Origin of the sequence: Pseudomonas sp. LAIL14HWK12:I7, from assembly GCF_000483465.1 — a bacterium.
GTDB lineage: Bacteria > Pseudomonadota > Gammaproteobacteria > Pseudomonadales > Pseudomonadaceae > Aquipseudomonas > Aquipseudomonas kermanshahensis.
Genome location: NZ_AXYZ01000005.1, coordinates 254,781 through 276,653, shown reverse-complemented (window position 1 = coordinate 276,653; position 21,873 = coordinate 254,781). Strand labels below are relative to the sequence as shown.

Annotated in this window: 16 protein-coding genes; 8 read left to right on the top strand and 8 right to left on the bottom strand. The window is 63.5% G+C overall.

The annotated features are described in order from the left end of the window. Positions 1–180 precede the first annotated feature (180 nt). From D886_RS0108040 to mexE, 3 genes are read right to left on the bottom strand one after another with little or no spacing between them, the layout of a single operon-like run. Positions 181–1,596, bottom strand: coding sequence for an efflux transporter outer membrane subunit (locus tag D886_RS0108040; protein ID WP_027593417.1), 1,416 nt, complete (start codon positions 1,594–1,596; stop codon positions 181–183). Continuing rightward, positions 1,593–4,772, bottom strand: a complete 3,180-nt coding sequence (locus tag D886_RS0108035; RefSeq protein WP_027593416.1) for an efflux RND transporter permease subunit — start codon at positions 4,770–4,772, stop codon at positions 1,593–1,595. The genes D886_RS0108040 and D886_RS0108035 overlap by 4 nt, the downstream gene beginning before the upstream one ends. A gap of 12 nt (positions 4,773–4,784) precedes the next feature. Further along, complete coding sequence (mexE, locus tag D886_RS0108030) at positions 4,785–6,026, bottom strand: multidrug efflux RND transporter periplasmic adaptor subunit MexE (protein WP_027593415.1); 1,242 nt, start codon at positions 6,024–6,026, stop codon at positions 4,785–4,787. Between the two features lie 330 nt (positions 6,027–6,356). Between mexE and D886_RS0108025 the strand changes: the two genes are divergently transcribed. Beyond that, positions 6,357–7,478: an MFS transporter gene (locus D886_RS0108025; protein ID WP_027593414.1), complete on the top strand. Its 1,122-nt coding sequence runs from the start codon at positions 6,357–6,359 to the stop codon at positions 7,476–7,478. A 42-nt stretch (positions 7,479–7,520) separates the two neighbouring features. Here D886_RS0108025 and D886_RS0108020 read toward each other — a convergent pair whose 3' ends face one another. Next, positions 7,521–8,765: a DUF1835 domain-containing protein gene (locus tag D886_RS0108020; protein WP_027593413.1), complete on the bottom strand. Its 1,245-nt coding sequence runs from the start codon at positions 8,763–8,765 to the stop codon at positions 7,521–7,523. Between the two features lie 242 nt (positions 8,766–9,007). Between D886_RS0108020 and D886_RS0108015 the strand changes: the two genes are divergently transcribed. After that, entirely contained in the window at positions 9,008–9,691 is a 684-nt protein-coding gene (locus D886_RS0108015) for a lipopolysaccharide assembly protein LapB (protein ID WP_027593412.1), read from the top strand. A gap of 15 nt (positions 9,692–9,706) precedes the next feature. Here the strand turns inward: D886_RS0108015 and D886_RS0108010 are convergent, their stop codons facing one another. Together D886_RS0108010 and D886_RS0108005 are read right to left on the bottom strand one after the other, a co-directional pair. After that, positions 9,707–11,293, bottom strand: coding sequence for a rhodanese-related sulfurtransferase (locus D886_RS0108010; RefSeq protein ID WP_027593411.1), 1,587 nt, complete (start codon positions 11,291–11,293; stop codon positions 9,707–9,709). After that, positions 11,290–11,898, bottom strand: a complete 609-nt coding sequence (locus D886_RS0108005; RefSeq protein WP_027593410.1) for a cysteine dioxygenase — start codon at positions 11,896–11,898, stop codon at positions 11,290–11,292. Before D886_RS0108005 ends, D886_RS0108010 begins: the two co-directional genes overlap by 4 nt. A 306-nt stretch (positions 11,899–12,204) precedes the next feature. On the opposite strand from D886_RS0108005, the gene D886_RS0108000 reads away from it, so the two are divergent. Together D886_RS0108000 and D886_RS0107995 are read left to right on the top strand one after the other, a co-directional pair. Then, on the top strand, positions 12,205–13,146 hold the full coding sequence (locus D886_RS0108000) for an ABC transporter substrate-binding protein (RefSeq protein WP_027593409.1): 942 nt from the start codon (positions 12,205–12,207) through the stop codon (positions 13,144–13,146). Positions 13,147–13,285: 139 nt separating this feature from the next. Continuing rightward, positions 13,286–14,593 (top strand): LLM class flavin-dependent oxidoreductase, encoded by a 1,308-nt coding sequence (locus tag D886_RS0107995; protein ID WP_027593408.1) that lies wholly within the window; start codon positions 13,286–13,288, stop codon positions 14,591–14,593. Here D886_RS0107995 and D886_RS0107990 read toward each other — a convergent pair. Next, the gene (locus tag D886_RS0107990) at positions 14,587–15,777 is read right to left on the bottom strand and encodes a type II secretion system F family protein (RefSeq protein WP_027593407.1); all 1,191 of its coding nucleotides are present in this window, start codon (positions 15,775–15,777) and stop codon (positions 14,587–14,589) included. The genes D886_RS0107995 and D886_RS0107990 overlap by 7 nt on opposite strands. Positions 15,778–15,788: 11 nt before the next feature. Next, positions 15,789–16,214, bottom strand: coding sequence for a type II secretion system major pseudopilin GspG (gene gspG / locus D886_RS0107985; protein WP_027593406.1), 426 nt, complete (start codon positions 16,212–16,214; stop codon positions 15,789–15,791). 185 nt (positions 16,215–16,399) lie between these two features. Between gspG and D886_RS0107980 the strand changes: the two genes are divergently transcribed. The 4 genes from D886_RS0107980 to D886_RS0107965 all read left to right on the top strand — a co-directional run bounded on the left by D886_RS0107980 (position 16,400) and on the right by D886_RS0107965 (position 21,746). Beyond that, positions 16,400–16,993, top strand: a complete 594-nt coding sequence (locus tag D886_RS0107980; RefSeq protein ID WP_027593405.1) for a transglycosylase SLT domain-containing protein — start codon at positions 16,400–16,402, stop codon at positions 16,991–16,993. 119 nt (positions 16,994–17,112) lie between these two features. Beyond that, on the top strand, positions 17,113–18,573 hold the full coding sequence (locus D886_RS0107975) for a sensor histidine kinase (protein WP_027593404.1): 1,461 nt from the start codon (positions 17,113–17,115) through the stop codon (positions 18,571–18,573). Positions 18,574–18,856: 283 nt separating this feature from the next. Continuing rightward, on the top strand, positions 18,857–20,350 hold the full coding sequence (locus tag D886_RS0107970; RefSeq protein ID WP_027593403.1) for a sensor histidine kinase: 1,494 nt from the start codon (positions 18,857–18,859) through the stop codon (positions 20,348–20,350). Further along, positions 20,319–21,746 carry a sigma-54 dependent transcriptional regulator gene (locus D886_RS0107965; protein ID WP_027593402.1) on the top strand — a complete coding sequence of 476 codons (1,428 nt, stop codon included), beginning with the start codon at positions 20,319–20,321 and terminating at the stop codon, positions 21,744–21,746. The genes D886_RS0107970 and D886_RS0107965 overlap by 32 nt, the downstream gene beginning before the upstream one ends. Positions 21,747–21,873 lie beyond the last annotated feature (127 nt).

Here is a 21,873-nt window from a genome sequence, read left to right as displayed (position 1 = left end):
GTGGCGGCAGGAAGGGCAGAGCTTGGGGCAGCTAGGGGGCAAATGCAACCGCTGAAGGCTTGGCGGTGCCACGGCCGTCACAGCCCGTACAAGGCATCAAAAAAAGCCCCGCAGGCCGAGGCCAGCGGGGCAAACGGTTGGGGGAGGAACCAACCAAAGGAGTCGATAAAGCGGGTGAAATCAGCGCGTGCTGGCCACCGTTTCAGGTTGCCAGCCACCGCCCAAGGCTTTGTAGATCGAGACGATACCCCGGTACAGCTCGACCTCACCCTGGGCCTGGGCATCTTCAGCGCTGAGGCGTTCACGTTCAGCGTCGAGCAACACCAGGTAGTCCACCGTACCTTCGCGATAACGGATCGACGCCAGCTCCGCAGCCTTGCGGCTGGCGTCACTCTGGCGCATCAGCGACAGCAGGCGCTGCTGTGTCTTGTCGTAATCGCTGAAGGCATTGGCCGACTCTTCCAGGGCCAGCAGCACCTGCTGCTCATAGTTGGCCAGGGCGCCTTCGGCGTCTGCCTTGGCACCGCGCAGGCGGGCCCGTACGCTGCCCAGGTCGAAGGCCGCCCAGGTGATGCTAGGGCCAAGGCCCCAGGCATTGGCTGCCGAAGACCCAATCTGCGAGCCGCGTGCGGCGGTAAAGCCGAGGAAGCCACTGAGGCTGACCCGCGGGAACAGGTCAGCGGTGGCGACACCGACGTTGGCCGTAGCGGCCGCCAGCTGGCGTTCGGCACTGCGGATATCCGGGCGGCGCCGCAGCAACTCGCCAGGGTCGCCCACCGGCAGCGCTTTGGCGATCGCCGGCAGGGCCTTGGGCGACAGGTCGACGCTCAGTGCATCCGGGCGTTGACCAAGCAGGGTGGCGATGCGATGGCGGGCACGCGCCTGTTCGGCCTGTAGCTGCGGCACGGTGGCCTCGACGCCGGCCAGGCGCGCATCGGCCCGGACCACGTCGAGTTCGTTGCCGACCCCGGCATCGCGCAGGGTTTCGGTGATGCTGCGCGATTCTTGCTGAGTCTTGAGGTTGGCCAGGGCGATGTTCTCGCGCAACTGCGCGCCACGCAGTTGGCCGTAGGCGTCGACCAGTTCGGCGATCAGGCTGACCTGCAACTGCTGCAAGTCGGCTGCGGCAGCGGCTTCCTGGGCTTCGCTGGCTTCGATCTGGCGCTGGATACGGCCGAACAGGTCAAGCTCCCAAGCCATGTCCAGGCCCAGGTCGTAGCGTTCGCTGTTAACCCGCTGCTCAGTCTGGCCGGGGACCTGGCCCTTGCCGATTTCGCTGCTGGCACGGCTGGTGACCACCGGCAACTGGTCGTTCGAGGCGTCCTCACGGATCGCACGGGCCGACTTCAGCCGGGCGAAGGCCACCCGAAGGTCACGGTTGCCGTCGAGCGAGGCCTGCACCAGTTGGTTCAGCACCGGGTCGTCGAACTGCTTCCACCAGATGCTTTCGAAGCGGCTGCGGTCGTAGGCCTTGGCCTGCATTTCAGTGTCGAAATGGGCAGGCTCGGTGGTCGGCGTCTTGTAGTCCGGGCCCACCGCACAGGCCGCCAGGGCCAAGGCCAACAGGCTCGGGGTCAGGGGCTTGAGCATATTCATGCGTGGCTCTCCAGCGATTGAACGCGTTCGGCCTTGCGGGCCTGGCGGCGTTCGACGAAACGGCGGATCAGGAAGAAGAACACAGGCGTCAGGAACAGCCCGAATACAGTGACGCCGATCATCCCCGAGAACACCGCGACACCCATGGCGTGGCGCATTTCCGAGCCGGCACCGGAGGAGAACACCAGCGGTACCACGCCCATGATGAAGGCGATCGAGGTCATAAGGATCGGCCGCAGGCGCAGGCGGCAGGCTTCCAGTACTGCAGCCAGCGGGTCGAGGCCCTTGGCCTGTTCATCCTTGGCGAACTCGACGATTAGGATCGCGTTCTTGCACGCCAGGCCCACCAGTACGATCAAGCCGATCTGGGTGAAGATGTTGTTGTCGCCACCCGAGATGATCACCCCGGTAATGGCCGACAGCAGGGTCATCGGCACGATCAGGATCACCGCCAGCGGCAGGCTCCAGCTTTCGTACTGGGCGGCCAGCACCAGGAAGGCCAGCAGCACGCAGAGCGGGAAGACGAACAGCGCGGTGTTGCCCGAGAGGATCTGCTGGTAGGTCAGGTCGGTCCACTCGAAGGTCATGCCGTTGGGCAGCTCTTCCTTGAGCAATTTTTCAATGGCTGCCTCGGCCTGGCCAGAGCTGTAGCCCGGTGCCGCCGCGCCGTTGATCTCGGCAGTGATGAAGCCGTTGTAGTGCATGACGCGGTCAGGCCCGGAGGTGTCGCTGACCTTGAGGAAGGTCGCCAGCGGGATCATCTCGCCCAGGTTGTTGCGCACCTTCAACTGGCCGATCTGCTCGGCGTCGAGACGGAACTGCTGTTCTGCCTGAACGTTGACCTGGTAGGTACGGCCAAAGCGGTTGAAGTCGTTGGTGTACAGCGAGCCCAGGTAGACCTGCAGGGTGTCGAAGATGTCATTGATCGCCACGCCGTGGGTCTTGGCCTTTTCGCGGTCGATGGCTGCATCGACCTGTGGCACGTTGACCTGGTAGCTGGTGAACAGGCCAGCCAGCTCCGGCACGTTGTGGCTCTTGGCGATGATGTTCTGGGTTTCTTTGTACAGCGCTTCGTAGCCCAGGTTGCCGCGGTCCTCGATCTGCAGGCGGAAGCCGCCGATGGTGCCCAAACCTTGAACCGGCGGAGGCGGGAAGATCGCGATGTAGGCGTCTTGGATGTCGGCGAACTGGGCATTCAGCGCGGCGGCGATGGCGGCTGCCGACTGGCTCGGGTCTTTACGCTCGTCAAATGGCTTGAGCGGGGTGAACACGATGCCGCTGTTCGGGCTGTTGGTGAAACCGTTGATCGACAGGCCTGGGAAGGCCACCGAGTCGGCAACACCCGGTTGCTTCAGGGCGATTTCGCTCATGCGCTTGATCACCGCCTCGGTGCGGTCGAGGCTGGCGGCGTCTGGCAGTTGGGCGAAGGCGACCAGGTACTGCTTGTCCTGGGCCGGTACGAAACCGGTCGGGGTGGACGAGAAGCCCAGGTAGGTCAGGCCCATCAGGCCAGCGTAGACGAACAGGGCGATGCCGCTGGAGCGGATGACCCGGCGCACGCCGCCAACATAGCTGTGGCTGGCACGGTCGAAGAACCGGTTGAACGGCGCGAACAGCCAACTGCCCAGCAGCTTTTCCAGCAACCGCGAGAAACGGTCCTTGGGCGCGTGGTGGTCTTTGAGCAGCACAGCCGCCAAGGCCGGCGACAAGGTCAGCGAGTTGAATGCCGAGATCACGGTCGAGATGGCGATGGTCAGGGCAAATTGCTTGTAGAACTGGCCGGTAAGCCCGGAAATGAACGCCGCAGGTACGAACACGGCGCACAGCACCAAGGCGGTGGCGATGATCGGCCCGGTCACTTCGCTCATGGCCTTTTGCGTGGCTTCCAGCGGTTTCAGGCCAAGCCCGATATTACGCTCGACGTTCTCCACCACGACGATGGCGTCGTCCACCACGATACCGATGGCCAATACCAGCCCGAACAGCGACAAGGCATTGAGTGAGAAGCCGAACAGGTGCATCACGGCAAAGGTACCGATCAGCGACACCGGCACGGCCAGCAGCGGAATGATCGAGGCGCGCCAGGTCTGCAGGAACAGGATCACGACCAGGACGACCAGGATCAGCGCTTCGAACAGCGTGTGCACTACCGCTTCGATCGAACCACGGACGAACACAGTCGGGTCATAGACGATGCTGTAGTCCATCCCCTCAGGGAAGTCCTTCTTCAGCTCGGCCATTTTCGCCCGCACTTCGTCGGAGATGTCGATGGCATTGGAGCCTGGGCGCTGGAAGATCGGGATCGCCACCGCCGGCTGGTTGTTCAGCAGCGAGCGCAGGGCGTACTGGCTGGAGCCCAGCTCGACCCGGGCGATGTCTTTCAGGCGGGTGATTTCGCCATCGGCCCCGGCACGGATGATGATGTTCTCGAACTCTTCCTCATTGACCAACCGGCCTTGGGTGTTGATTGACAGCTGGAAGCTGGTGGAGCCGGGGGCGGGCGGGGCGCCCAATTGGCCGGCCGCAACCTGGCGGTTCTGCTCACGGATGGCCGCAACGACGTCGCTGGCGGTCAGGTTGCGCGAAGCGGTCTTGTTCGGGTCCAGCCACACGCGCAGCGAGTAGTCGCCCATGCCGAACAGCTGCACATCACCCACGCCGCCCAGGCGCGCCAACTCGTCCTTGATGTTGAGGATGGCGTAGTTGGACAGGTAGAGCATGTCGTAGCGGTTGTCCGGCGACGTCAGGTGCACGACCATGGTCAGGTCGGGCGAGGCCTTGTCGACGGTGATACCAATGCGCGTCACTTCCTCCGGCAGCTTGGGCTGGGTACGGGTGACACGGTTCTGGACCTGCACCTGCGCGTTGTCCAGGTCAGTGCCCAGGGCGAAGGTGATGGTCAGTGTCAGCTTGCCATCGGCGGTGGACTGGGAGGACATGTACAGCATGTTCTCCACGCCGGTGATGGCCTGCTCCAGCGGCGCGGCGACCGTTTCACCGATCACCTTGGGGTTGGCGCCCGGGAAGTTGGCACGCACCACCACTGTAGGCGGCACTACCTCGGGGTATTCGCTGATCGGTAACTGGAACAGCGAGATCGACCCTGCGATCAGCAGTACCAGCGACAGTACCGCCGCAAAGATCGGCCGGGTGATGAAGAATTTCGAGAAGTTCATCGGTGTGGTCCCTTAACCGCGTGGCGCTTGGGCGCTGGCGACTTTTACAGTGGCGCCCGCTACCTTCGGCGCCGGGTTGCTGGCCTCCAGGGCCTGGCGCTGTTGGGCGAGGGCGGCGAGGGTCTGCTCGCTGGCCATCGGGGTGTCTTCCGGGGTTACCGTGGAGCCTGGGCGCACACGCTGCAGGCCCCTGACCACGATGCGGTCGTCCTTGGCCAGGCCGCTGCGCACGATGCGCAGGCCTTCTAGCTTCGGTCCCAGCTCTACCGCGCGGTAGGCGGCTTTGTTGTCCTTGTCCATCACCAGCACGAACTTCTTGCCAAGGTCGGTGCCGACGGCTTCGTCGTTGATCAGCACGGCGTCGTACTGGGCGCTGCCGACCAGCTTCAGGCGGGCATACAGGCCAGGGGTGAACTGGCCGTCGCGGTTGTCGAACACGGCGCGGCCACGGATGGTGCCAGTGCGCGGGTTGACCTGGTTGTCGACGAAGTTCATCTGGCCCAGGTGCGGGTTGCCGGTTTCGTTGGTCAGGCCGAGGTACACCGGGGTGGCCTGGCCGCGCTGGCCTTCACGCGCCAGCTGGGTGTACTTGAGGTACACGCGCTCGTCGGCGTCGAAATAGGCGTAGACCTTGTCGGTGGAGACCACGCTGGTCAGCGGGGTGACGTCGGCGGTGACGATGTTGCCGGCCGTGAACTGGGCACGGCTGACCCGGCCGCTGATGGGCGCGGTCACGCGGGTGAAGCTCAGGTTCAGGCGGGCCAGGTCGAGTTGGGCCTGGATCGCATCGACCCCGGCGCGGGCTTCGGCGGCGGCGCTGCTGCGCGACTCGGCAAGCTCGGCGGAGATCGCGTTGCTGTCACGCAGGCGCTCGCCGCGGCGGGCTTCGTTGGCGCTGCGAATGGCTGTAGCCTTGGCTTGTTGCAGTTGGGCTTCGAGGCGGCGGACCTCTGCCTGGAACGGGCGTGGGTCGATCTGGAACAGCAGGTCGCCTTTCTTGACCTGCGCGCCCTCGGTGAAACCAACCAGGTCGATCTGGCCCGAGACCCGTGGCCGCACTTCGACGGTTTCCGGGGCTTCGAGGCGGCCGGTGAACTCGTCCCATTCGTTGATCGGCTGCTCGATCACCTTGGCCACGCTGACCTTGGGCGCGGCGGGCGCCTGCACGGCGTCGGGGGTTCGACCGCAAGCGCTGAGCACTACGACTGCCAAGGCAGCGAGTGGAAAGCGCAAGGGTTTGAGTGATTGTTCCATGGAGAACTCCGCCAATGTATTAGTAGTGGGCGGAGTGTGAGTGTCTTGCGCGTGAGGCACGAATCGAACGGGGCGAAGGTTATTATCACGCTGAATGATATGTCGGGATATTTCATCGATGGTGGGCATGGTAGGGTGCCTGTGCTGGCCCTTTCGCGGGGCAAGCCCGCTCCCACAGCAACCGCGTCAATTCTGAAGGTGGCGCATTTCCTGTGGGAGCGGGCTTGTCCCGCGAAAGGGCCGGGGCAGACACCCTCGTATGTGACTCAAGGCCTCGTAGTGAAAAGCACCCCCCAATTCCCCAGGCCCCTCGGCATCGTCTGCCTGGGCATCCTGCAAATCCTGGTCTGGGGCGGTTCGTTCTTCCTCATGGCCGTGATGGCCGACCCGATCAGCCGTGACACTGGCTGGCCCAGCCAGTGGGTGTACGGCGCGTTGTCGCTGAGCCTGATGGTCTCGGCGCTGTGCGCCCCGTTGTCCAGCCGCCTGGTCGCCCGCTACGGCGGCCGCCCGCAAATGGCGGCCAGTGGTGCGGTGGTTGCAGTGGGCCTGCTGATCATGGCTGCCAGCCACAGCCTGTTGGTGTTCCTGCTGGCTTGGGCGGTGATCGGTGTGGGCATGGCCATGGGGCTGTACGAGGCCTTGTTCTCGACCCTGGGCGGCCTGTATGGCGAGGGCGCTGGCAAGGCTATCACTGGCATCACCCTGATTGCCGGCTTTGCCTCGACCCTGTCGTGGCCGACCGTAGCGTTGGCCATCGAGCACCTGGGCTGGCGCATGACTTGCGTGTGCTATGCGGTCGTGCTGCTACTGGTGGTAGCTCCGTTGTATTGGCGTGTATTGCCGCAAGGCGGGCAGGTCGAGGTGCGCAAGGTACAGCAGAACAGCGCTGCAGTAGGGGTAGATCGCCAGCTCTACCTGCTGTTGACCGGCATGTTCGCCATTGGCGCGATCATCATGACGGCGATTGCCGTGCAGTTGGTCGCCGTGCTCCAGGGCCTTGGGCATTCGCTGCCGGTGGCGATCGGCCTGGCGGCGATGCTCGGCCCCAGCCAGGTGGCCTCGCGGGTGCTGCAGATTCTGGCGGGCAAGCGCCACCCGATCTGGACGGCGCTGGCCTGGGTAAGCCTGGTGCTGGTGGGCTTGCTGCTGGTGACGCTGGTGCCGGCGGCCACGGCCGTGGGCCTGCTGGTATTCGGTTGCGGTAACGGCTTGCGGGCGATCGTGCGCGGGCTATTGCCGCTGGCAATGATGCCACCCGCGCAGTATGTGCTGCTGATGGGGCGCATGTCGCGGCCTTCGCTGATCGGCCAGGCCTTGACGCCGCTGGTGGGTGGATATCTGTTTGAGCACTTTGGCTCAATGGGGGTATTGGTGACCTTGTGCCTGCTGGCACTGGTCAATGTGGTGCTGGTGGGTATGGTGATGCGGCGGGTACGTGCTGGCGCTTGAAAGGGCTGAGTCCCTTTGAGATCAAGCGCCAGCAGCATTTCCCTAATGGCGCTGCCAGACTTCGCCTCGCTCGCTGACGACCCAAGGCGCTTGCTCAGCGTCGATAAGTACACCGCCAACCCAGCGCGGGGGAGGCGCCTGATCCAGCCAATTGGCCTGCCCGTCGAGAACGCTTTCGCCCAGTGCAGTCAGCCTCAAGGGCCGTTGCGCCCAGCCCTCTCCTGAGCCTTCCAGCAACAGCGGGTGCGGTGCATGGATCAGCGGTTGCAGCAGCACGTGGAACATCAGGTCGCCCAGGTAAGGCAATGGTTCATCGTGCATCATCAGCTGTGCAAACACTCGGCCGGCCGGGAGCTCACCCTTTTGCGCGAGGATGCGTAACAGCAAGCGCTCTGTGAGGCTCAGGCCATCCTTTGCCCCTGGCAACTCCTGCAACTGGCGCGCAAGTGCTGCGCTTAATTGGGGTAAACACGGGTGTTCCTGAGCCGCAAGGGCAGCCCAAGCGCGTGGGGCTGGTGCGGTATAGGCAGCCCAAGCCTGCTTCGCTAACGCTAGGGCGTCTGGGCCCAAAGGCCGCCGTTGTGGCCAAAGCCAGGCAAGCAGGTCGGGGGCGAGTTGGCCGATGCCGATGAAGCGCTCGACGCCGGGCACCTCGGTAATTTCGATCAGCTCGAGCCGCCGCGGCAGGCAGGGCAGGCTTGCCAGAATCCGGATCAGAAATAGCTGATCGTAAGCATCCCCTTCGCACCAGAGCACAACTTCACTATCAGCGTTCAACTGTGCCAGTGCTGCGCGCTGCCTAGCCTGGCGCTGCTCGACGTCCTGCGCGCCAAGGTTGAACGCCTGTTGCGTATACGCGGCACGCACGGGCCAGTACTCATCTTCTGGCAGTGCCGGCACCGGCCCCATGACCATCGGGTCGTCGAACATGTGAAACGCGCCGTTAAAGCCCACTGTGCGCAAGCTATGGGCGATGTCATTGCCGCAGCGCCAGTGCTGCACGGTAGACTCGCCATCGGCGGTGAAGCTTGGGTGGCGCGCTGCAAAGGCGACAGCGTCCGCATGCGCCTTGAGCTTTGGCCAACTGGCAAAACCCGCTTCGCGGGCCAGCAGCCACTGGGTGTCAGCGAGCCTGTAATGCGGGCCAGTCAGGCCGAGTAGGCGCAGTTGGGCGCGCGCGTCCTCGGCCTCGCCGTTGTTTAGCGCTTTCAGCAAGCGTTTGGCGCGTTTGCGCAGGTCGGCCAGGTCGAGCAGGCCGTGATGACGGGAAGCATGGATGGCGGGCATGCCAACTCCTTTGGGGCTCGGTCCGCCGACAAGCCGGGAGCTGGAATGAAAATGAGATGAAGCGTGGCTTGGGCACCCCTTCGCGCGGACCGCAGGCGCAGCGAACGCCCTAGGGCGGACTCTAGCGGCTAGTGGGCGGTGAAGCAATGGCCTGGCGGTTGATGGGAACTTCGATGGCATGTTCAGGTCGATAGCGTCTTCTTTCGAACCAGGCCCACCTGGACCCGTCGAGTGCGTTCCTCATGTCAAGCAAGCGTATGCTGTCGGCCTTAACCCTGTTGTTCAGTATCACTGCGTGCGATTTCATCACCGCCGGCGAGCGCACAGCGCCTGCAAGCAGTAACACAGCCTCGACCCTGCTGATCGAAACAGCCTCCAGGCAATACGCAGAAGGCAAACTGGACCAGGCTGCCGCCTCGCTGGAGCGGGCGCTGCAAATCCAGCCGAACAACCCCGCCACGCTGCACTACCTGGGTGTGCTGCGCCTGCAGCAGGGGCAATACGAACAGGCTGAAGTGCTGGCGGCGCGCTCCAACCTGCGGGTTGGACGCAACGTGGCCTTGCGCAATCGCAATCTGCAATTGATCGAGGCGGCGAACCAAGCCCGGATTTCGGGTACGCCGCCGGGGGCTGTAAAGGCGTCGGCCGTTCAAGTAATACCCGCAGAGGCCAGCCCGGAGACCGCGCGATCAGTCTCCCTGGCTGCTGCCCAGCAACGCCAGGGCGTTGCCGGTCAGCAGCGCGTGGGCATGCCTGAATACCCCATGGACGAAACTGCCTTCGAGGTACCGCGGGGCCACAGGCCGCCGCCAGGCAAATGCCGAATCTGGTACCCCGATCGCCCACCTGGGCACCAACCCCCGCCGGGCAAATGCAAGAAGCTGCAAAAGCATGTTCCAGCGGGTGCCTACCTACTGCGTCACTGATGACCGGGGCGCACGTTAACGGACAACATGAAACCCATGGGTACCGTCGCGCTCCAGTTGGGCGATCAGGCCGAACTCCCAGTCCAGATACCCTTGCATGGCTTCACGCGGGTTGTCGGTGCCTTCATAAGGCCGGCGATAGCGGTCGCTGCGCGCCACTGCCAGGTGCGTTTCGCCACTTTCCAGCGGTAAGCCCGCAGCAATCCAGCGCGCAGTGCCGCCCTCCAGCACATACACCGGTGTGTGTGTCAGGGCCTGCAAATCGACCGCCGCAAAGCGCGCCAGCAAGCTGCTGCCGCAGGTGAGCACGTAGCGTTCGGCAACCGGCAGTTGCTCCAGCACCTGCGGCAACTGCGCTCGGATCGCCCAATGGGCACCCGGGATGTGGCGTTTGACGTAGTTGGCGCTGGTGGTGAAGTCCAGCAGCACCGTGCCTGTCGCTTGCAGCCAGTCATGCAATTGGTCAACGCCGATATCGCTCACCTGGGGCTGTTCTGGCAACGGCGCCTGCCAATCGCCGGGCTCGCTGAAATCCGCTGCCGACAGGCCGTCCAGCACGGCGACCTGCCAGCCCATCTGGGCCAGCCACGAGGCACTCATGTTGGCCCGCACACCGTCGTCATCCACCAGCACGATGCGAGCGCCGCGCACGCTGGCGACATGGTCGGTCTCTTGCACCAGTTGCCCGCCGGGGACCGAGCGGCTGGCCGGTAGATGGCCCTGGGCAAACTCTTCAGGGGTACGCACATCGAACAGGTAGGTGGTGCGGTAGGGCTCTGCCTGCCAGGCCGCCAGGCCTTCGCGAGTCAGCCGCGCGACTACGGCACGGTCGGCCACGGCGCGGGCACGGTCGGCGGCGCTGGCGCGGGTGGTGTCGCTAACGGGGGCAAAGCTGCGTTGCTGGCCGTGAGCCAGTTGCTGGCCTGCAAGCGTCCAGCCGATGGTGCCATTGCGCAGTGCCGCCACCGGGTTGGGGATGCCGGCGTTGACCAGTGATTGGGTGCCGATGATGCTGCGGGTACGCCCCGCGCAGTTGACGATTACCTGGGTGGCGGGGTTCGGCGCAAGCTCGGCCACGCGCAATACCAGTTCGGCCCCCGGCACACTGATGCCGCCGGGGATGCTCATGGTCTGGTACTCGTCGAAACGACGGGCGTCGAGCACCACCACATCGGCTTTGGCATCGAGCAATGCCTGCACCTGCTCGGCCGCCAACGACGGCGTGTGCCGCTCGCTTTCAACCAGCTCGCCAAAGGCCTTGCTTGGCACGTTGACGTCACGGAACAACTCGCCGCCAGCCGCGCGCCAGCCAGCCAGGCCGCCCTCGAGCAGTGCCACATCGCTGTAACCCAACGCCGACAGGCGCGCGGCAGCCAGCGTAGCCAGCCCTTCACCGTCGTCATACAGGGTGATGGCGGTGTCACGCCGCGGTACCCGGGCGAAGACTTCCAGCTCCAGCTTCGACAGCGGGATGTTGGCGGCAAACAGCGGGTGTTCCTGGGCGAACGGGTCTTCCTCGCGAACATCGATCAACGCCAGCTCTTCATGGGCCAGCAAGGCCCGGCGAATGTCATGGAAGGAACGGGTGGCGACAGTACTCATGGGGCTGGATTCTCTTTGGACAGGTCCCAGATGTTGGGCAGGAGGGTATTGGAGTAGCCGGAGATGAAGGGTTTTTCAGTGCCGTCGGCCAGGTACACCGCCCGGCTGACCGCGCCGATGTTGGCGCCGTAGACGTGGATGCTGATCGACACCTGGTCGTCGAAGGCGTTACTGACCTGGTGAATGTCGCCGATACGCGGCGAAACCGCTTCGACATGGCCAGGGTCGATCCGCACCGGCGCACCGGCCGGCAGCAACGCACCTTGCTCGCTGCGGGCGAAACCTTGTGAATATTCAGCGCCGCGCAGCATGCCGATCAGCCCCCAGACCCGGTGATCGTGAATCGGTGTCTGCTGCCCTGGCCCCCAGACGAAGCTGACGACAGAGAAGCGTTGGCGCGAGTCGCAATGCAGCAGGTATTGCTGGTAGCGGCTTGGGTCCGGTTGGGCGAGGGCTTCGGGTAACCAGTCGTCATGGGCGACCAGGCTGCGCATTAGGCCTTGGCCTTGGTCGAGGAGGGTGGCTTCGTCGGGGGCTCGGTCAAGCAGCTCCGAAAGCGCACCGATGAAGTGTCGCAGGCGCTCCAGGCGCAGGGGTTGGCTCATGGTTCAGGCTCGGCTGACGGTTTCGGTTAACCCTAGCAAAGTCGCTGAATATTCACAAAAGTAAAATTAAGCATAAGCTAATATGCAAAAAATGCATTTACAGGCTCGCCTATCTGTTTTGAAATAGGCCACCGTCGGAGGCATTAGGTTATGCCTAGAACGAATTTCCCACAGGGTTTATACATCTATAACTTATAAATAGAGCGCTGCTTAGACTCAAAGCGCATACCAATTTCATTTATCAAAGCGAGACCGCACGGGCGGATCGACTACCTAGTTGCGCCTTTATTGGCCCTGGAGACGAACGTGCGATACCTCAAGCAACTGGCCGCCGGTGTGCTGGCCACCTCACTGAGCCTGGCCGTCGCCGCGCAGACCCTGGTGGTCGGCGATCAAAGCTTTAATGCCCGTGCGGTGATGGAAGCCGCCGGCGTGCTCGATGATGTGCCCTATACCCTGGAATGGAAGCAGTTCACCGCAGGCTCCCCGGTGGCTGAAGCCTTGAATGTCGGCAGCCTCGACATTGGCCTGCTGGGCGATGCGCCGCCGCTGTTTCTCGGTGCCTTGGGGGCACCGATCAAGGTGATTGCGGTGAGCCGGCAGAACCTCGAAGGGGTCGCCATCCTGGCGCGCAAGGATTCGAACATTCACAGCCTTGAAGACTTGCGCGGCAAACGCGCGGCCCTGTGGAAAGGCTCGTGGAGCCAGCAACTGCTGTTCAGCGCCCTGGACAAGGCCGGCGTGCCCCGCGATGCACTGGAACTGCGCTACCTCAGCGCGCTGGATGCCTCGCACGCCCTGGATGGCGGTTCGGTGGACGTGATCGCGACCTGGGAGCCCTATGTCACCCAACAGGAGCGCCAAGGCGCCAGGGTGCTGGCCACAGCCGAAGGCTTGATTCCGGCCCAGAGCTTTGTGGTGGCCAACGCCAAGTCTGTCGACGCCAAGCGTGCGCAGATCACTGATTTTCTGCAGCGTTTGAAGAAGGCCCGTGATTGGACCTTGAACAACCCAGCCAACACCGAGGCCTATGCCGACGCCTGGGCCAAGCGCACCCGCGCCGACCGCGACATTGCCCGGGCCTGGTTCGCCCGCGCGCGCACCGACGTGGCGCCACTCAACCCCCAGGTGATTGTCGATGCGCAGAAGACCGTGGACTTCTTTGCCGGGCTTGGGCTGATCAAGGCCTACCCGGCAGCGAGCCTGTTCGATACCTCGTTTGCAGCGGCGCTGGCCAACGACCATTGAGTTTGGCAGTACCGGCCTCTTCGCGGGCAAGCCCGCTCCCACAGGGACCGCGTCGATGCTGAAGATGGCGCTTTTCCTGTGGGAGCGGGCTTGCCCGCGAAGAGGCCGGTACAGCCCCCATCATTTCAGAGGACTCCCCATGACCACCCGCAAAATCAAACTCGGCGCCCTGACCATGGGCTGCGGCGGCCCTGGCCGCCATAACCTCTGGCTCGACCCCGAGCTGCCGGCCGATGCCAGTGTCAACATCGACTGGTACATCGACATCGCCCGCCAGGCCGAGGCTGCGCTATTCGACCTGATATTCATCGTCGACAGTCAATACATCACCCCCGGCTCACCTTCGCATTACCTCAACCGCCTTGAGCCGCTGACCCTGCTCTCGGCCCTGGCCGTCACCACCCGGCATATCGGGCTGGTCGGTACCCTGACCACCTCCTATAACGAGCCCTATAACGTCTCCCGTCGCCTGGCCTCGCTGGACTTGATCAGCAAAGGCCGCGCCGGCTGGAACGTAGTGACCAGCGGCGATGCCGGCACTGCTGGTAACTATGGCCGTGACGAGCATTACGACTACGACACCCGCTACGCCCGCGCCGAGGAACACGTGCAAGTGGTGCAGGGCTTGTGGCATTCCTATGAAAACGGTGCCTTCCCGCGTGATCGCGCCACGGGCCAGTTCCTCGACCCCTCGAAGCTGCATGCGCTCAACCACAAGGGCGAACACTTCTCGGTGGTGGGGCCCTTGAACATCCAGCGTTCGCCCCAGGGCCAACCGGTAATCTTCCAAGCTGGCGACTCGCAGCAGGGCCGCGATCTGGGCGCCGCCACCGCTGATGTGATCTTCACCCACGCGGCCAGCATCGAGCAGGGCCAGACCTTCTATCGTGACGTCAAGGAACGTGCCGCGCGCCTGGGGCGAGACCCGGAGCAGTTGCTGGTACTGCCAGGTGCAGAAATCTATGTGGGCGACACCGATGCCCACGCCCGTGAGATCGAGCGCCACTACCACCAGCAGGACCACAGCTTTGAACTGGCACTCAAGGAGTTCGGGCGCAATTTCGGGTGGCACGATTTCACCCAGTACGACCTCGATGCGCCGTTCCCTCAGGAGAGCCTGGAGCATGCCCGCAGCAGCTTCTTCACCAATGCCAAGCGTATTGCCGACCAGGCGCGGGCGCAGGGCTTCAGCTTGCGCCAGGCGGTGGAGTTCGGCCGCCAGTTACGCCCGGGGGCATTCGTCGGCTCCGCCGAAACGGTGGCGGCAAAAATGACCGAGTGGTTCGAGGCGCGGGCGCTGGATGGCTTCAATATCTACATTGGCCATCCAGGCCAGTTCCGCCGTTTCACCGAAGAAGTGGTGCCATTGCTGCAGGCACGTGGCGTCTACCGCACCGCGTATGAAGGCACGACATTGCGCGAAAGCCTCGGCCTTAGCCTTCAGTGAATGCTCGAGGCCAATTCGAAGATCGGCATGTACATCAGGATCACGATAAAGCCGATCAACAGGCCAATGAACGTCATCAGCAGCGGCTCGAACAGCTTCACGAACCATTCCACCCAGCGGCCAATCTCCTGGTCGTGAAAGTCGGCGCAACGCTCAAGCATTTCGCCAAGGTTGCCCGACTGCTCACCGGCGCGCAGCAGCCGCAGCGACACAGGCGTCACCAGCTGCCCAACTTCCAGCGCATCGGACAGCGGCAACCCCTCGGCCACGCGCTGGCTGGCCTGTTCAAGACCCTGCGCGGCGGCGCTACCCAGCAGCCCGCGGGCCATGCCCATGGCCGTGAGGATAGGAATACCGCCTTGCAGGAGGATGCCCAGCGAGCGGTAGAAGCGCGCCAGTTCGTACATCATCAGCCGCTGATGCAGCGCTGGCATGCGCCTGAGCTGGCGCGCTGCCCAGCGCCGCACCAGCGGGTGGCGGCGCAGCAGCACCAGGGCGGTGATGCTCGCCACGCTGCCCAGCGCCAGCGGCAGTTGCTGGGCATGCAAGAACAACCCGATCTGCATCAGCAGGCGTGACAGCCACGGCAGCTCGGTGCCCATGCCTTCGAACACCTGGCTGAAGCGCGGCACCACGTAGCCGAGCAAAAACAGCACCACGCCACCACCGACCAGCAACAACAGCAGTGGGTAAACCGACGCCCCCACCAGTTTCTGCCGCACCAGGTCCAAGCGTTGCCGGTAGGCGATATAGCGGCCGAGGGCGTCGCCGAGGGCGCCGGTGCGCTCGCTGGACTGCACCAGCGCCACGTACAGGGCCGGGAATATCCTCGGCTGGCGGCCCAGCGCCTGAGACAGCGAGTGCCCCTCGTACAGCTGGCGTACCAGTTCGCCGAGCACCTTGCGCGAGGCCGCAGCGGGGGCTTTTTCCGCCAGGCTTTCCAGGGCATCGATCAATGGTAAGCCTGCGTTGAGCAGGGTCGACAGCTCCTGGCTGAACAACACCAGGTCAAAGCTCGCCTCGCGGCGCCAGGCCATGCCGCGCAAGGCACTGCCCTGGCCCTTCACGCTGACCACCCGCAAGCCTTGGTCCTCGACCTGGCGGCGCGCCTGGTCGGCATCTTCGGCGTCGATCTGCAATTGCACCACGCCCTGTCTGCCCAGGGCCTTGAGGCTGTAGCGCATGGCCGAGCTCCTTATTGCCAACTGGTGATTTCGGCGTTCTCACCGTCGCCACCGGGCTGGCCGTCCTTGCCCATCGACAGCAGGTCGTACTCGCCGCCGTTCTCACCGGGTTGCCGGTAGATGTAGGCGCGGCCCCACGGGTCTTGCGGCACGGCCTTCTGCAGGTACGGGCCGGTCCAGCGGGCCTCGCCGCTAGGGGCGATGACCAGTGCCTGCAAGCCTTGTTCACTGTTGGGGTAATGCCCGACTTCCAGGCGATAGAGGTCCAAGGCTTTGCTCAAACCCTCGATCTGCGCCCGCGCCACCTTGACCTCCGAGCGGCCAAGCTGGCTGAAGTACTTGGGCGCGACGATGCCGGCCAGCAGGCCGAGCACAACCAGCACCACGAGGAGTTCGAGCAGGGTGAAGCCACGTTGGGGGTTGGATCTGCGCTGCATGGTGATGCCCTCCGCTGCGTAGGAACATGCTGTGGCAGGCACCATGCAACAGCCGTGCACGTCTGCCTCGGGGCCTTGCGCCATGCGGTGCAGGAAGCGGCACAGTGCTTGCGTCGTGGTCTGCAACCTCGGGTTTTCCGGGGCATTTCCCCCACATCGGGGGCCACGACGAAGAGGCGACCGACATGCGTGGACTTATCCTGGGTTTGATCTGGCTGGCGGCGGGTGCCGCCCAGGCCGATGTGTACATCTCCATCGATGCCAAGGGCGGCTACGTACTGACCAACGTCCATCGGCCCGGGCGCCAGTATCAGCGGGTGATCAGCGAACCGCTGGCCCAGGCGGGCGCTGCCGGTGCGCAAATGATCACCGGGCGGCCCTATGCCGAGCTGGTGGCCGCTGCAGCGTTGGCCCACAACGTGCCGCAAGCACTGCTGCATGCGCTGATCAAGGCTGAGTCGGGCTACAACCCCAAGGCCCGCTCGCCGGCGGGCGCGGTGGGGCTGATGCAGCTGATGCCCGATACCGCGCGTGAGATGGGCGTGGAGAACGCCCTGGATCCTGAGGACAATGTACAGGGTGGGGCACGCTACCTGAAACGCATGCTGACCCTGTTCGACAATGACATCACCCTGGCCGTGGCCGCCTATAACGCCGGCCCCGACGCGGTGCTGCGCCGTGGGGCAGTGCCACCGTACGCCGAAACCCGCCGCTACGTGCCCAACGTGCTGCGCGATTACCGAAAGCTGCAAGGGCTGGCGGACGACTCGCCGCTGTAGGAAAACGACGTGGCCGACCAGCGCGGCGGCCACCCTTCGGCGGATGACATCAATTTAGAACCATGGTTCCCCCAACTCTGGGCTATAACCTTCAAAGGTGCCCAGCTGTGGAGTCCGCCATGGACATCGCCCCCCGTTCCGACGCCCTTGGAGTGCCTGCCGGTACCGAGGCGACAGCCCCACGCAAGCCGTTCAACCTGCTGCGCTGGTATGCCTGGGTCAGCCTGGCCATCATTCTCTCGGTGGCGGTCGGGTTGGGGCTGATTTCCAGCCGTTTCATCATCGATGAAAGCGTCGAGCGCGATGCGCTGTTGTCCGCTCAGTTCATCACCTCTATCGCTGATGCTGAAGTGCGCCATGTGTCGATCCCCAATGTGCGCACCATGGGCGAATTGCTGGACCCGCGCACCGATCGCACGGCGCTGCCGGATGTCGACCCCGATGCCCGGCGCAAGGCTAGGGGCGAGTTTCTCGACCACATCGCCCACCTGCCGGACATGCTGCTGGCCAATATCTATGCGCCGGACCGCACGGTGATCTGGTCGACCAACCCGGCGCTGATCGGCAAGTTGATCGAAGGCGACGACGACCTGGACCGCGCCTTCGAGTACAAAATGCGGGTCTCGGCCAGCTACCACGACTTTGAGCGGGCACGCGAAGAGCAAAAGTTCGTGACCCCGCCTGAGCAGCTGTTCATCGAAAACTACATTCCGTTGTTCGACGCCGATGGCGAGCACGTCACGGCCATGGTGGAGATCTACAAGGAACCGCATGACCTGATCGTGCGCATCGAACATGGCCTGATCCTCATCTGGCTGGCGATCACCGTCGGCGCCGGGCTGGTTTATATCGGCCTGTACGGCATCATGCGCCGGGCGGCCAAGCTGCTGGCGGTGCAACAGAAACGGCTGATCAACAATGAAACCTACGTGGCCCTGGGCGAGGTGTCTTCGGCGGTGGCACACAGCTTGCGCAACCCGCTGGCGAGCATCCGCTCCAGTGCCGAGCTTGCGCAGGCGTTCGACGAGGGCCCAGCGCAAAGGAACATCAACGACATCATCAGCCAAGTCGACCGCATGTCGCAGTGGATCCGCCAGCTGTTGCAGTCACTGCGCCCGCTCAATGACGAAGCGGTGGCGGTGGACCTGCCGCAGGCGCTGCAGGAAAGCCTGCAGACCTTTGCCGTGCCGCTGGCGCGCAGTGGCGTCACCCTCGACCTGCAACCGTTACCGGCGGTTCAGGTGTTGGGGCACCCGGCGTTACTGCGGCAGATTTTCAGCAGTTTGATTGCCAACGCATTGGAGTCGATGGAGCAGGGCGGGAAGTTGCGTGTCGAGGTGGTGCGCCACGACCGGCGCGGCTTGACGCTGCGCCTGTCCGATAGCGGCAAGGGCATGACCGAGCAACAGCAGCGCATGGCCTTCAGGCCGTTCTTCACCACCAAGCAGGGCGGGCTGGGCGTTGGCCTGGTTTTGGTCAAACGCATCATGGAGCGCTTTGGTGGTGCGGTGAGGTTGAGTAGCAGCCTAGGGCATGGCACCCGGGTTTCGCTGAATTTCAGGTTGGCCAAGTCTTCTTAGTGGGCTTTAGGTTCATATCGTAACTACATGATTTATAACAAATAGTTTTTTTGGGTAATTGTTACCCAAAAGTGGGGACTGAAGCTTGACCGGATTTTAATAAGTTCTTTCAAGTGACTGAAAAATATGAATATGTCTTTTCGTTCGTCGACTGGCTGATTTTTTGCAACGTGAGCATGGCAACAACGGGTCGCCTTGGCGACCTGGGTGAAGTGCCATTAAATTGCTACTAATCGTGGCAAGGGTGCGCTTCAGAACGGACGCCCAGCGCGGGAACCCCTCAATGCAGATGCTGGAAAACGAAGTGCCCGACAAAGCGTCTGCGGCCACCAGTGGTTTTGCGGCGCCGTTGCGCGAGTTCAACCTGTTGCGTTGGTTTTCGATCATCAGCCTGTTGATCATCGCCTCGGTGGCCGGTGGCTTGGGCTATGTGTCGACGCGCTTCGTGGTGCGCGACAGCGTGGAGCGCGATGCCATGCTCACCGCCCAATTCATCCAGGCCATGGCCCAGGCCGAGGTCCGCCATTCGCAACTGCCGCCGGGCACCACCATGGGCGAACTGCTCGATCCGCGCCTGGACCTGCAGCACCTGCAGTTCACCCCGGCGTTGGCCGAATCGACCCGTGTCGAATTCCTCGACCACGTCGAACACCTGCCCGATACCCTGTTGGCCAACGTCTACGCCCGCGACCGGACCATTGTCTGGTCCACCAACCCTCAGTTGATTGGCGAGCGGATCGAGGAGGATGGCGACCTGGAGCGCGCGTTCCGTTCGCGCAAAGCGGTGTCTGCCAGCTACCACCAGGCCGAGGACGACCGTGAAGAACAGAAGTTTCTGCGCGAACCCAAGTACCTGTTCATCGAGAACTACATCCCGCTGTTCGACAGCCAAGGCGAGCAGGTGCTGTCGATGGTGGAAATCTACAAGGAGCCGCAGGACCTGATCCGGCGTATCCAGCGCGGTTATGTACTGATCTGGGCCTCGACCCTGGTGGGTGGCGCGCTGATTTACTTTGGCCTGTTCTGGATCGTGCGCCGGGCGGCGCTGATGCTCAACCAGCAACAAGACCGCCTGGTAGCCAGTGAAACCTACGTGGCACTGGGCGAAATGTCCTCTGCGGTGGCCCACAGCCTGCGCAACCCGTTGGCCAACATCCGCTCCAGCGCCGAACTGGCCCAGGAGATCGCCAACCCCACCGCACAAAAGAACATCACCGACATCATCAGCCAGGTCGACCGCATGTCACGTTGGGTGCGCGACTTGCTGGTGTCGTTGCGCCCGACCAGTGACGAGCCCGAGGCCGTGGACCTGGTCGCGTCCATCGAGGACACCCACCTGGCCTTCGCCCAGCAGATGGCGCGCAACGGCGTGCAGTTCTGCTACGAGGGCCCCGACGTGCAGTGTGTGGCCAGCCAACCGCTGCAGCTGACGCAAATCCTCAACAGCTTGTTTTCCAATGCCCTTGAAGCCATGCCGGCAGGTGGTGTACTGCGCGCCCAGGTGAACGTGCAGGACGGCCAACGCGCCGTGCTGCTGCTCAGCGATACCGGCAAGGGCATGAGCCAACAGCAGGAACGGATGGTGTTCAAGCCGTTCTTCACCACCAAGCAGGGCGGCCTCGGTGTAGGCCTGGCCCTGGTGCAACGCATCATGGAGCGTTTTGGCGGCTCGGTCAGCCTGAGCAGCCGCGAAGAGGAAGGAACCCGCGTAAGCCTTACTTTCAATATCGCAGCGGGAGGGGACCATGGAACACAGCATCCTGGTAGTCGAGGATGATGAAATCCTTGCTGACAACATTCGCACCTACCTGAGCCTCAAGGGTTACGAGGTGACGGTCTGCCACAGCGCGGAGCTTGCGCTGGAGCAGATCAAGCAGGCCCAGCCCGATGCGGTGCTGACCGACAACTCGTTGCCAGGCATGAGTGGGCATGACCTGTTGCGCGTGCTGGTGGCGCAGGCGCCCGCGCTCAAGGTCATCATGATGACCGGCTACGGCAATGTCGAAGACGCGGTGCAGGCCATGAAGGAGGGCGCCTTTCATTATCTGACCAAGCCGGTGGTGCTGGCCGAGCTTAAACTGACCCTGGACAAGGCCCTGGCGGCTGAAAGGATGGAGCGCACATTGTCGTTCTACCAGGAGCGCGAGGCGCAGAAGTCCGGGCTGCAGGCACTGATTGGCGAGTCGCCGGTGATGCACAGCCTCAAGCACACCCTGCGCCAGGTGTTGGACGCCGAGCGGCGCATGGCCAGCGACGACCTGCCGCCGGTGTTGGTAGAGGGTGAGACCGGTACTGGTAAGGAACTGGTGGCCCGGGCCCTGCATTTTGATGGCTCGCGCAGCAAGGGCCCATTCATCGAATTCAACTGCGCATCGATCCCGGCCAACTTGCTGGAGGCGGAGTTGTTTGGCCATGAAAAAGGCGCGTTCACCGATGCCAAGGAGCGCCGCGTAGGCCTGGTCGAGGCCGCTGATGGCGGCACGCTGTTCCTCGATGAAATCGGCGAGATGGACCTTGTGCTGCAGGCCAAGCTGCTCAAACTGCTGGAGGATCGCAGCATCCGCCGCATTGGCGCGGTCAAGGAGCGCAAGGTCGACTTGCGGGTGATCAGCGCTACCAACTGCAACCTCGAACAGATGGTGCAGCAAGGCAAGTTCCGCCGCGACCTGTTCTTCCGGCTACGCATCATCGCCTTGAAGGTACCGCGGCTGTATGCCCGGGGGCAGGATATCCTGCTGTTGGCCAGGCATTTTTTAGCGCACCACGGGCGGCGCTATGGCAAGCCGAACCTGCGTTTTTCCGCCGAGGCAGAGGCCCTGATGCTGAGCTACAGCTGGCCTGGCAACGTGCGCGAACTGCGCAACATGCTGGAGCAGACGGTGTTGCTGGCACCCAATGAGGTGGTGCAATCGCATCAGTTGAACCTGTGCATGACGCTGATCGACGAGCCGTTGATACAGCAGCAGGCGCCTGCAGTATTTGAGATGCCACGGCATGAGCCAGAGCCGGGTACCAGCCTGCCGGACATGGAGCGGGATTTGGTGTGCAAGACGTTGGACCGCACTGACTGGAATGTGACCAAGTCGGCGCGGATGCTGGGGTTGTCGCGGGATATGCTGCGTTACCGGATCGAAAAGCTGGGGTTGACCAGGCCAGACAAGCGGCAGTGGTGAGCATTGCCCCCTTTTCTTAGGCCAAGCGCGCGCTCTGGGTAGGAGCAGCCTTGTGCTGCGAAGAGGCCGGCAACTACACAGTGAATCTTCGCTGCTGGCGCCGGCCTCTTCGCAGCACAAGGCTGCT

What these genes read in the sequence shown, in the direction of transcription:
- D886_RS0108040 (WP_027593417.1), bottom strand. Translation starts at nt 1,596, where the DNA reads ATGAATATGCTCAAGCCCCTGACCCCGAGCCTGTTGGCCTTGGCCCTG.
- D886_RS0108035 (WP_027593416.1), bottom strand. Translation starts at nt 4,772, where the DNA reads ATGAACTTCTCGAAATTCTTCATCACCCGGCCGATCTTTGCGGCGGTA.
- mexE (WP_027593415.1), bottom strand. Translation starts at nt 6,026, where the DNA reads ATGGAACAATCACTCAAACCCTTGCGCTTTCCACTCGCTGCCTTGGCA.
- D886_RS0108020 (WP_027593413.1), bottom strand. Translation starts at nt 8,765, where the DNA reads ATGCCCGCCATCCATGCTTCCCGTCATCACGGCCTGCTCGACCTGGCC.
- D886_RS0108015 (WP_027593412.1), top strand. Translation starts at nt 9,008, where the DNA reads ATGTCAAGCAAGCGTATGCTGTCGGCCTTAACCCTGTTGTTCAGTATC.
- D886_RS0108010 (WP_027593411.1), bottom strand. Translation starts at nt 11,293, where the DNA reads ATGAGTACTGTCGCCACCCGTTCCTTCCATGACATTCGCCGGGCCTTG.
- D886_RS0108005 (WP_027593410.1), bottom strand. Translation starts at nt 11,898, where the DNA reads ATGAGCCAACCCCTGCGCCTGGAGCGCCTGCGACACTTCATCGGTGCG.
- D886_RS0107995 (WP_027593408.1), top strand. Translation starts at nt 13,286, where the DNA reads ATGACCACCCGCAAAATCAAACTCGGCGCCCTGACCATGGGCTGCGGC.
- D886_RS0107990 (WP_027593407.1), bottom strand. Translation starts at nt 15,777, where the DNA reads ATGCGCTACAGCCTCAAGGCCCTGGGCAGACAGGGCGTGGTGCAATTG.
- gspG (WP_027593406.1), bottom strand. Translation starts at nt 16,214, where the DNA reads ATGCAGCGCAGATCCAACCCCCAACGTGGCTTCACCCTGCTCGAACTC.
- D886_RS0107980 (WP_027593405.1), top strand. Translation starts at nt 16,400, where the DNA reads ATGCGTGGACTTATCCTGGGTTTGATCTGGCTGGCGGCGGGTGCCGCC.
- D886_RS0107975 (WP_027593404.1), top strand. Translation starts at nt 17,113, where the DNA reads ATGGACATCGCCCCCCGTTCCGACGCCCTTGGAGTGCCTGCCGGTACC.
- D886_RS0107970 (WP_027593403.1), top strand. Translation starts at nt 18,857, where the DNA reads ATGCAGATGCTGGAAAACGAAGTGCCCGACAAAGCGTCTGCGGCCACC.
- D886_RS0107965 (WP_027593402.1), top strand. Translation starts at nt 20,319, where the DNA reads ATGGAACACAGCATCCTGGTAGTCGAGGATGATGAAATCCTTGCTGAC.